Here is a 9,828-nt window from a genome sequence, read left to right on the forward strand (position 1 = left end):
ACTCAGAAGTGAAACATCGTTGCGCCAATGGTAGTGTGGTTCGCCCATGTGAGAGTAGGTCATCGTCAGCTCTCTATTCTAAGTAAAAGCCCCCTTCTGTGAAAGCAGAAGGGGGCTTTTCTTTGGCTGGATTTTTGTTTATTCCCTAGTCAACCTCATCAGTTATCTCTACTAGTTATTTTCTCTATCTATATTCCATGTTATCGTATCTTTTCATTCTTATACTTTGTCTTTGCCTAATTTTGGCTATCTATTATTAAAACTCATAAGACCACACTCTACATTTAGATTGTTGCTTAGCCATATTAGTGTTAAATTTACTCAACAATAAGTGATTATTTAGTAGAGTAAAAAGATGAGTACTGACAAGCTCCCTCCTAATATTGGTGTTTCAGACAAAGTCATTTTATTTGATGGTGTTTGTAAACTCTGCAATGCGTGGAGCAATTTCATTATCAAGCATGATCGACAGCGCGTTTTTAAGTTGTGCAGCGTGCAATCAAAAGAAGGCAAACAGATACTTCTTCATTTTGGGCTGCCTTCTGAGTCTTATGAAACTATGCTCTATGTAGAGGGCAATCAGTCCTTTCAAAAAAGTGAAGCATTTTTTCAAATAATCACTCAGCTGGGCTATCCGTGGAAAATAGTTTGCATTTTTAAGGTTATTCCAAAGCCATTATGTGATTGGATGTATGACCGGATTGCTTTAAATCGTTATAGTCTTTTCGGTAAATATGACTATTGTACTTTACCATCGGCAGACCATGAGGCGCGCTTCTTAGATGCAGAACGATAAGCTTTCTCATGTTTCGTTTGTTAGTAGATTACTGTTAGGATTTTTGTTCATTTATCATGGCTTAGTACCCAAAATATTGTGGTTAAGTGCAGTTGAAGTGGATTTGGTTTCGCTGAGTGGTCTTAGTATCCCCGCTAGTATTGCCTCTCCATTAGCTGGTATTGGTGAAATAATTTTAGGTTGCCTGATCATATTTTTTAAAAAATCGAATATTCCTGTGTATATAGCAGTGGTAACGCTGTGCTTATTATTTTTCGTAGGTGTATCAAGCCCAAAATATTAGTGGGCGCATTTAACCCCGTGACCACTAATATTTTGGGACTAGGTTTTTGTTATTTCATATTGTTTGCCAGTGAACATAAAAAGTCATAAGTGATGGCTTAAACCGATGAAGACTGACTTTGAAGCTTTGTGTAGACAAATAATATAAAGTCTATATTTTACTTTCTAAATGATAATAGAATCCGCTTAATAAAACATTATAGAAAGGGAAAAGAATGGATATCGAGCAGGAGTTTTCAGCGAAAGTTCAAGAACATCTACACGGACTTACTTCTAGTATAGAGCCAGTTCTAAAAGAGTTAATAGAGTATAACTATCTAAAAGAAGTGGTCAGTCTAGAGTTTGAAATATTTGCCGATGGGTTTACACAAGGGTTCCCAGTCAGGGCTTTTTTTTATGGATGCAGGTAACTCTGAGCACTTTGTTTATGTCAATGGTGAAGCACAGTATCCATCGCCTATTGATCCCGAATTGCTAGAGATAGAGCATGTCTACCCGCATGAGATTGAAGAGAAGTACATCAATGAGAATGAAGACTTTGATTTATGGAGTATCGCGAGCGATGAGCTTATCCAATGGTTTTCAGAGTGCTGGAAAGAAGTGGGTGGAGAGTCGTTTCAGTTAAAGGCAAACATTGCGCCTCATGATAATGATCAAGCGTATAACCTTGTAGAGAGTAAGTGGGAAGAACGGTAGAGGTATGTAAAGAAGGTTAGGGAAAAGAATGGTAGAGTTTGGTATTAAATAATTGAGGTAAAGAAAACAAGTGAAAGCCAAATTTGCGGGTATTCAATATATAGGCGACAGCGGAGTCACACAAATATGCAAAGAGGCAGTCATAAAGCTTATACATGCTGGTGAAGACATGAGAGACGTGAAAATACTCACTGTTGAAGAAACTTATTCACATGCGCTATTGCTAACCCTCAGATATGATATTCAGGTCATCGTTAAAGGTGGTTTTGCTTCTGGCTATAATTGAGAGGCACCAAAAGGATATGCATTCGTCTTAAATTTATTGCGCAACTATACAGATAATATCAATGAGTACATCATTTCAAAATCGATTTTTGAACGTATCTCCAATTCAAGTTTAACCGTGAAAGATTTGGAATATATCAACAGTATCAAGCCAGTGCGTCCTGCTAGGTGGTATGAGTCTATTTATCTTTATAAGGAATGTGAGCGCAGTATTTTTAGTGAGTTTCCGCTTACCATTCCTATGGCATTACTTGATGCACGTCTTATCGAGCTAGCGTTGAATTTTAATATAAATCCAGACAATGCAATCATGGGTGCATACCGAAAGCTGGAATCTATTGTTAAAGAGCGTACAGGCTTGAATAACGAAAGTGGCGTTAAGCTGTTTGCAAAAGCATTCCAAGTTGATGATTCAGTTTTGTATTGGGAAAACTTAGATTCAGGTGAATCTAAAGGCAGAGCATCGCTGTTTACAAGTGTCTATATGGCGTATCGCAACAATCGAGCACATCAAGAACCCCGTCATAATCTAGGCGATGATATTCGAGAGTTTATGTTGATTAATCAGTTGTTTGTTTTAGAGAGTGAAGCCATTGTTAGAAATGTTTGCAGAAACTAAATAGGAATAAATTGTTTAGAATAAAGATCTATTACACTGAACAGTAGGTTTCTTGCAAAAGTACTTGTTCATTGACCTACAATAAAGAGTTACGAGAGTTATAAGAGGTAAGAAATTGAAAGCTTAACTTCCTAAAAATTAATATAATATTGAACTAGAAAGGAATAACCAATGACTAATCAATCTGAAAATGAAGAAACTATTTTCTGGTTAAGAAAGGAGTTTCCATTATTTTTAGCTGATACTCGTAAGACTGTAAAGCCACATATTGAACAATGGCGAAAAACGATAATTAAAACTCGTCAAGCACTTAATAAGTTTGCCAAAGAGTATCAAGCTGATATTGATATATGGGTTAAATTGGCTGAAGTTTATCCGTAACTTGAACCTCATGTAGATAACATCATTGCTGGAATAGATAATACAGAGTTTCAGGTTGGAACAGATGTTATAGAGTTAGCCCACATCTTTGAAGCTATAGACTTGCAATCAGACCCAGACGCAACTTCTATTCTTTCCGTCATATCTTCCAAAAACTTTCAAAAATCCCTTATTCATTCTTATCATGAGACTACTCTAAATATCGACCGTTTGCCCTTGATTCAAGAAGCTCTGGAGCTACATAATAATGAATATTATGCTGGTAGTATATGTCTACTCTATGGTCAATTTGAAGGTATGTTGACTGATTCTATGGAAAAAGCTGGTTACATTATTAAAAAAGGCAATAAGATTGAAGCGGTTGCAAGCAACAAAAAAGGTAAAAAAGACAACCTGTCAGGTCTTGTACCAAAGCTTAAACATGCTATAAAAATGGAAGATGAACTACAAAGTTTTTATAAAAAAATAGAAAAGCATGAACTTGTAGCAGGTGATGAAAAACAAACTATTCCGAAAACAAGGAACGGTATCTTACATGGCAGCGACATGAGCTTTAATACTGAGAAACGCAGCGCTCAGTTGATTCTATGGCTTTACTCTATAATATTACAAGTCCGAGTGCTGGGAATTTGATATTTTTTATTGAGAACGATCTATATTCCCAAAGTCTCTGATGCAAAATAACTTACCAAAGAGAACCCCCATGACCACATCAAAAGTAACCTGCCAAGGCGATTTGCGTACCACCGCCATTCATTTGCAATCAAACAATGAAATCATTACCGATGCGCCAACCGACAATCAAGGCAAGGGCGAGGCATTTTCACCAACTGATTTGCTAGCGACCAGTTTGGCCAGTTGTATGCTGACCATCATGGGCATCAAAGCCCGTGATATGGATATCGACCTTACAGGCATCACGGCTGAAGTGACCAAAGTCATGGCCGCTGATCCAAGACGCGTGAGCGAGATCCATATCATTGTGACCTTTAATAAGGAACTTGATGATAGAACGCAAACGATCTTTTATAACACCGCATTGACTTGCCCAGTCGCCAACAGTATCCACCCTGATATCACGCAGAACTTAACGTTCCGTACCGCTCATGGCCTTTAAAACCATGACAAAAACGTTATTGATTGTCGCTCATGCGCCGTCGCCAAACACTGAGAAGTTGGCGCAAGCGGCGTATGCTGGTGCCAATCATCCTGATATAGATATCAATGTGGTATTGAAATCGCCGCAGGACACGCAACCTGAAGACGTGCTCACTGCTGATGCTTTGCTATTAGGCACGACTGAAAATCTGGCGTATATGGCAGGGCTGACCAAAGACTTCTTTGACCGATGCTATTACCCTGTGCTAGAAGAGAAGCAAGGCATACCATTTGCACTATATATACGTGCAGGGCATGATGGTACGGGTACCAAGCTTGCGATGAAGACGATTACGACAGGGCTGCGTTGGTCATGGATTCAAGAGGCGCTGATACTACAAGGTGAGTGGCAAGACAGCTTTGCTGACCAAGTAGAGGAGCTTGCCATGACGTTAGCCGCTGGCGTTGAGGCGGGTATTTATTAGTAGCATATTTTGCCAGTGATTCGCGAAATATGCTGCAAATGTAATGGGCAGTCTGAGGAGGGTATCAATGCAAAACGATCATCTAAACAGTCAAGTGGATATCGACGCGTTGCCATTTTCTCAAGCGTGTGAGAACAATAAGCAGCCTATCCTAGACATATTACAGAACGAGCTGCAAGGCTTTACGCACGTGCTAGAGATTGGTTCTGGAACGGGTCAGCATAGTGTTTATTTTGCGCCGCGTTTACCTGAGATACAGTGGCAAACCAGCGATGTCACGAGCAATCACCGTCATATAGCAGCTTGGTATCATGCTTATCCTGCGCCCAATCTATATCTGCCATTAGCCTTTGATTTGGCTTACGATTCTGTACCTATCAACAGTCATTTAGAGAGTAGTTGTTCAAACAACCCTTATGATGCGATATTTACGGCCAATACGCTGCATATTATTAGCTGGGCGTTGGTTGAGCGGTTATTTGCATTGGTTGGCGAGTCGTTACCTGTAGGCGGCAAACTGCTGATCTATGGTCCGTTCAACGATCATGGCAACTATACTAGCGCGGGTAATCAGCGATTTGATATGAGTCTGCGCCAGCGCGACCCAAAAAGTGGTATTCGTCATAAAGAAGATGTTGTCATTTTGGCAAATATTCATCATTTGACACTTAGCGAAACGTACGCGATGCCTGCCAATAATCAGTTATTGGTCTTTCAAAAAGACTAAGTGATTAAAAACGTAAAAAGACACCTCAGTGGATCGCAATGGAGGTGTCTTTTTTTTGGATTATTTATACAGTTACCGATATTTTTATGTGACTAGATTATTTATATTCATCTGCTAAGAAGTCTAAATAACGTTTCCAAGAGCGTTCATCGGCACGGGCATCATATCTGTCACTGCCAAATACGCTAAACGCATGGGGTGCGCCACTGTAAGTGACCATTTCATGAGGAACTTTTGCCGCTTCTAGCGTTTTGCCCAGAGTCGCAAAGCTCTCTAGAGAGACAGACTGGTCAGCTGAACCGTGGAAGACCAATATCTCTCCAGCGGTTTTGTCATAACTTTGACCCGTTGGAATATCAAAGGCACCATGGAAAGGGACAAAGGCTTTTTGCGGGAAGCCTGAACGTGCTAACTCTAATGCAACCGTACCACCGAAACAATATCCCATGGTCGTGCCGTTACGCACATCATTGCCCTCCAGTCGTCCAGCATTTAATGCACCTTGTAGTATGCGGCGCATTTTGTTGCGATCATCATACAATTCGCCGGTTAAGCGTTTGTTTTCTTCGACAGAGGACGGACGAATGCCTTGCCCAAACATGTCTGCGGCCAGTACGTTGTAGCCTTCATTCGCTAGCATATCAGCACGTTTGCGCTCATAGTCTGTCAAACCATCCCAGTCATGAATGAGCAAAATAAAAGGGGCGTTGGGCTTATCTGCTTTGGCGTAATAGCCTTCGTAGGCTTGGTCATCCACTGTGTAAGTGACGTTCTTGGTCGTGATAGCGGCAGCAGTTTGGCTGATGGTCAATGCCATGAGACCCATTGATGCACCCACCAATAATGAGCGGTAAGGTTTTTTGGACGAGAAATTCGAAGTTGGTAACATAGTCGATAGCCTTATAGTTATATAAAAAAGAGATAAATATATGGCTAAAAACCATGCCAGTGTTATTTATCGATGATCTCTAGTACGCCATAAAAGCATACCTTAAAGAATAACTACATTACAAGATTGGATTGTTAACGTTTGGGCTCGCTCAAAAGCCGTCAAGCGGTTGAGTGGCTGCGCACGTAAACTTTAACCAAACATCAACAAGGTTCACTATATACGCAACTATAAGCGACTTAATTTTTGGGTAAGATAAGCCGTATGCCTTTTATTCCTTTATCTTTTTTAATAATTGGTCATGCAGCAGCACAGACAAATAATCGACAGATGAAGTCAGTATTATCCCAAAGGATACAACACCTGTGTAAGCACATTTTTAATGGTCTTAGAAGAGACCGTTTTACTCATTAGCTAGGATGTTTTATGAATAATAATATCGATCATACCGACCCAGCCAAAGACATGAATTCTGAGCGTGGCAATGGGGGCGAAACCCATCAGCGCGCAGGCGATGACACCAAAGTATTGACCACCCAACAAGGCGTGCCTATCTCTGACAATCAAAACTCTCTAAAAGCAGGCGCACGCGGTCCTACGCTCTTAGAAGATTTTGTACTACGTGAAAAGATCAATCACTTTGACCATGAGCGTATCCCTGAGCGTATCGTCCATGCTCGCGGTAGTGCGGCACACGGTTATTTTGAGCTGACCGAATCATTAGAAGAGTATACAACGGCCAAAATTTTGACTGAGACTGGTAAGCAGACGCCACTCTTTACCCGTTTTTCGACTGTTGCTGGTAACAAAGGCTCAAAAGACACGCCACGTGATGTACGCGGGTTTTCTGTAAAAGTCTATACCGAAGAGGGTAACTGGGATATCGTTGGTAACAACATGCCTATCTTCTTTATTCAAGATGCGATTAAATTTCCAGATTTGATTCATGCAGTTAAGCCTGAGCCAGATCGCGGATTCCCGCAAGCGGCATCTGCCCATGATACGTTTTGGGATTTTGTTTCGCTCAGTCCTGAAACCATGCATAATCTGATCTGGCTAATGAGTGATCGTGGCCTGCCACGTAGCTTACGTATGATGGAAGGTTTTGGTATTCACAGCTACCGTTTGATTGATAAAGACGGTAAGAGCACCTTTGTACGTTTCCATTGGAAGCCAGTACTTGGCGTACAGTCAACCACATGGGACGAAGCCGTAAAAATCTCTGGTGCGGATCCTGATTATCATCGCCGCGACTTGTTTGAGTCAATTGACAATGGCATGTATCCTGAGTGGGAATTTGGCGTCCAGTTATTTACTGAAGAAGAAGCAGACAACTTCCCATTTGACCATTTAGACGCGACCAAGCTCATTCCAGAAGAGCTAGTGCCCGTAAAAATCGTTGGTAAAATGGTCTTGAATCGCAATGTAGATAACTTTTTTGCAGAGACAGAGCAAGTAGCGTTCTGCCCATCACACGTAGTTCCTGGTATCGACTACAGTAACGATCCTTTGCTCCAAGGTCGTCTATTTAGTTATCTAGATACGCAGTTGTCACGTTTGGGCTCACCAAACTTTGCGCAAATTCCAATCAATGCACCAAAATGCCCGTTTGCTAACAATCAGCAAGATGGTCACATGCAAATGCAGGTGCCTAAGACGCGCGTAATGTATGAGCCACAAAGCCTCGATCCAACGCGTCCACGCGAAAGCGCCAAACGCGGGTATGCCTCATTCCAAGAGCAGATGGATGATGGCGTTAAAGGTCGCATCCGTGCCGAAAGCTTTGCCGATCATTATAGTCAGCCGCGTATGTTCTATCGTAGCCAGACCGATGCAGGCAAGGCACACATTGCCTCTGCTTACGCGTTTGAGCTTGGTAAAGTAGACACTGCACACGTACGTACTCGTATGCTCAGCCATCTGCCGCATATCGATGAAGACTTGGCCAACCGTGTGGCTTCAGCCCTCGGTATGGAATTACCAGAGCCTGCTGATGCCGCTGCACCTGTACAGGATCTAGGCACGTCAAAAGCGCTGCAAACCATCGGTATCTCACCGAAGAGCCTAAAAGGTCGCTTGGTCGGTATCTTAGTGGCTGAAGGCTCAAGCCATAGTGAAGTTAAAAAGTTTGAACAAGCTGCTATTGACGCTGGTGCTAGCGTCAAGATCGTCGCGCCTAACAAAGAAGTAACGCTAGACGATGGTACACACATTCAAGCGGACGAGCGTCTTGCTGGTGGCCCTTCTGTGCTCTTTGACGCTGTGGTCAGTATCATTATGCATCCACCAGCCAAAAAGCTGGCCATGGACAGCGCAGCACTAGATTGGTTCAATGATGCTTACGCACATTGCAAAGCGATTGCTTATTGCCCTGCGACTGAAGAACACATCTTGAGCAAATTGCCTATCGAAAAAGATGCATTTGTGACGCCGCTTGATGATGTTGCTGGTTTTATCGAAAATGCTAAGACCCGTCTATGGGAGCGCGAGCCAAAGGTACGTGATCTTGCATAATTGATGGCGTGAGATTTAAATCTATAAAGTAGATTCTTAATGTAGAAAACCCAGCCTAAGCGCTGGGTTTTTTTATGAGAAAATCATACAAACGGTGGTCACAAGCGTTCACTGAAAACGATTTGTTTTGTATTGATTACCGCTATACTAAAAATACAAAGAAACTAGGATCAGATGATCAGGGATGATAAATGAGTTCGTGTGAGATTGTACGCTTAGAGGGGTATATTCAGAGTAGCTACCTTGCGGTATATCCAGATAAAATAATGTTACTAGATGGCTGCTGCCGTGCCGATGTGCCGATGGTGCTTGATTATATCAAATCAATGCTAAAACGACCCATTACCGACCTAAAAGTTGTGGTGGTCACACACATGCATCCGGATCATGCGGGCGGTGCGCGTAAGTTTCGACAAGAGACAGGTTGTCTCATTGTTTCGGCTGACAAGAAAGATCAGTGGTACGGCGGTATTGGTGGACGAGCGATGCATTTTGTCGATATAAATCTAGGGTATTATGTGGCCAGACGGCAAGGTCGACCATTTAAAAATCTGTATTATTCGGCAAGCCTAAAGCCAGACATCACTGTCACAGACGGTGATCTTGTGCCAGAGTTCGATGAGTGGCACGTATTAGAGACGCCAGGACATACGGATCGTGATCTGTCTCTACTTCATTTACCCAGTCGCCAAGTATATACGGCTGATCTCATCATTAAATTGCGCCATAAGTTCGTTGCGCCGTTCCCTGTCTATGACCCCAAAGCCTATAAGCAATCGTTAAAAAAAATAAGAGATTTAAAACCATCAGTAGTAATGATGGCACATGGTCGAGAGCGTGCGATGAGTAGGGTAGAGTTTGATGAGTTCATTGCTCAAGCACCCAAATATCCGCGCACGATTAAAGATACGATCAGACATAAACTGCTATGGCGTAAAAAAGGCAACTTCAGACTTTTTAAACGGCGACATCATAAGTAGGTATAAAATAAAGAACAAAAAGTGCAGACGAAAAAAAGCCCAGTTACTATGATAGTAACTGGGCTTTTCAAATATG

Annotated in this window: 14 protein-coding genes; 13 read left to right on the plus strand and 1 reads right to left on the minus strand. The window is 41.9% G+C overall.

What is annotated here, in order from left to right; all coding sequences use genetic code 11:
• Positions 1-355 precede the first annotated feature (355 nt).
• The 11 genes from QO189_RS00005 (at position 356) to QO189_RS00055 (ending at position 5,369) form a co-directional block, all read left to right on the plus strand.
• Entirely contained in the window at positions 356-796 is a 441-nt protein-coding gene (locus QO189_RS00005) for a thiol-disulfide oxidoreductase DCC family protein (protein ID WP_371530878.1), read from the plus strand.
• Complete coding sequence (locus tag QO189_RS00010) at positions 783-1,079, plus strand: DoxX-like family protein (RefSeq protein WP_371530880.1); 297 nt, start codon at positions 783-785, stop codon at positions 1,077-1,079. Before QO189_RS00005 ends, QO189_RS00010 begins: the two co-directional genes overlap by 14 nt.
• A 214-nt stretch (positions 1,080-1,293) precedes the next feature.
• Positions 1,294-1,488: a hypothetical protein gene (locus QO189_RS00015; protein ID WP_371530882.1), complete on the plus strand. Its 195-nt coding sequence runs from the start codon at positions 1,294-1,296 to the stop codon at positions 1,486-1,488.
• Positions 1,475-1,774, plus strand: a complete 300-nt coding sequence (locus QO189_RS00020) for a hypothetical protein (protein WP_371530884.1) — start codon at positions 1,475-1,477, stop codon at positions 1,772-1,774. Before QO189_RS00015 ends, QO189_RS00020 begins: the two co-directional genes overlap by 14 nt.
• 70 nt (positions 1,775-1,844) lie before the next feature.
• The gene (locus QO189_RS00025) at positions 1,845-2,060 is read left to right on the plus strand and encodes a hypothetical protein (protein ID WP_371530886.1); all 216 of its coding nucleotides are present in this window, start codon (positions 1,845-1,847) and stop codon (positions 2,058-2,060) included.
• Positions 2,061-2,186: 126 nt separating this feature from the next.
• On the plus strand, positions 2,187-2,678 hold the full coding sequence (locus tag QO189_RS00030) for a TIGR02391 family protein (RefSeq protein ID WP_371530888.1): 492 nt from the start codon (positions 2,187-2,189) through the stop codon (positions 2,676-2,678).
• Positions 2,679-2,849: 171 nt separating this feature from the next.
• Positions 2,850-3,059, plus strand: coding sequence for a hypothetical protein (locus tag QO189_RS00035; RefSeq protein ID WP_371530890.1), 210 nt, complete (start codon positions 2,850-2,852; stop codon positions 3,057-3,059).
• Positions 3,060-3,161: 102 nt separating this feature from the next.
• Positions 3,162-3,692 carry a hypothetical protein gene (locus QO189_RS00040; protein WP_371530892.1) on the plus strand — a complete coding sequence of 177 codons (531 nt, stop codon included), beginning with the start codon at positions 3,162-3,164 and terminating at the stop codon, positions 3,690-3,692.
• Between the two features lie 70 nt (positions 3,693-3,762).
• Complete coding sequence (locus QO189_RS00045; RefSeq protein WP_371530894.1) at positions 3,763-4,176, plus strand: OsmC family protein; 414 nt, start codon at positions 3,763-3,765, stop codon at positions 4,174-4,176.
• Positions 4,177-4,180: 4 nt separating this feature from the next.
• A complete protein-coding gene (locus QO189_RS00050) occupies positions 4,181-4,642 on the plus strand; it encodes a flavodoxin family protein (protein WP_371530896.1) in 462 nt (153 codons plus the stop codon).
• 67 nt (positions 4,643-4,709) lie between these two features.
• Positions 4,710-5,369 (plus strand): DUF938 domain-containing protein, encoded by a 660-nt coding sequence (locus QO189_RS00055; protein WP_371530898.1) that lies wholly within the window; start codon positions 4,710-4,712, stop codon positions 5,367-5,369.
• A 97-nt stretch (positions 5,370-5,466) separates the two neighbouring features.
• Here QO189_RS00055 and QO189_RS00060 read toward each other — a convergent pair whose 3' ends face one another.
• A complete protein-coding gene (locus QO189_RS00060; protein WP_371530900.1) occupies positions 5,467-6,258 on the minus strand; it encodes a dienelactone hydrolase family protein in 792 nt (263 codons plus the stop codon).
• A gap of 426 nt (positions 6,259-6,684) precedes the next feature.
• Between QO189_RS00060 and QO189_RS00065 the strand changes: the two genes are divergently transcribed.
• A complete protein-coding gene (locus tag QO189_RS00065) occupies positions 6,685-8,772 on the plus strand; it encodes a catalase (RefSeq protein WP_371530902.1) in 2,088 nt (695 codons plus the stop codon).
• A gap of 191 nt (positions 8,773-8,963) precedes the next feature.
• Positions 8,964-9,752, plus strand: a complete 789-nt coding sequence (locus QO189_RS00070) for an MBL fold metallo-hydrolase (protein WP_371530904.1) — start codon at positions 8,964-8,966, stop codon at positions 9,750-9,752.
• The last annotated feature ends 76 nt before the right edge of the window (positions 9,753-9,828 follow it).

It is taken from the genome of Psychrobacter sp. Arc29 (genome assembly GCF_041431175.1).
In the GTDB taxonomy this organism is placed as follows: Bacteria; Pseudomonadota; Gammaproteobacteria; order Pseudomonadales; family Moraxellaceae; genus Psychrobacter.

Coding starts and splice junctions, on each gene's coding strand:
- QO189_RS00045 (WP_371530894.1), top strand. CDS start 3,763: ATGACCACATCAAAAGTAACCTGCCAAGGCGATTTGCGTACCACCGCC.
- QO189_RS00055 (WP_371530898.1), top strand. CDS start 4,710: ATGCAAAACGATCATCTAAACAGTCAAGTGGATATCGACGCGTTGCCA.
- QO189_RS00010 (WP_371530880.1), top strand. CDS start 783: ATGCAGAACGATAAGCTTTCTCATGTTTCGTTTGTTAGTAGATTACTG.
- QO189_RS00050 (WP_371530896.1), top strand. CDS start 4,181: ATGACAAAAACGTTATTGATTGTCGCTCATGCGCCGTCGCCAAACACT.
- QO189_RS00020 (WP_371530884.1), top strand. CDS start 1,475: ATGGATGCAGGTAACTCTGAGCACTTTGTTTATGTCAATGGTGAAGCA.
- QO189_RS00065 (WP_371530902.1), top strand. CDS start 6,685: ATGAATAATAATATCGATCATACCGACCCAGCCAAAGACATGAATTCT.
- QO189_RS00070 (WP_371530904.1), top strand. CDS start 8,964: ATGAGTTCGTGTGAGATTGTACGCTTAGAGGGGTATATTCAGAGTAGC.
- QO189_RS00035 (WP_371530890.1), top strand. CDS start 2,850: ATGACTAATCAATCTGAAAATGAAGAAACTATTTTCTGGTTAAGAAAG.
- QO189_RS00005 (WP_371530878.1), top strand. CDS start 356: ATGAGTACTGACAAGCTCCCTCCTAATATTGGTGTTTCAGACAAAGTC.
- QO189_RS00015 (WP_371530882.1), top strand. CDS start 1,294: ATGGATATCGAGCAGGAGTTTTCAGCGAAAGTTCAAGAACATCTACAC.
- QO189_RS00060 (WP_371530900.1), bottom strand. CDS start 6,258: ATGTTACCAACTTCGAATTTCTCGTCCAAAAAACCTTACCGCTCATTA.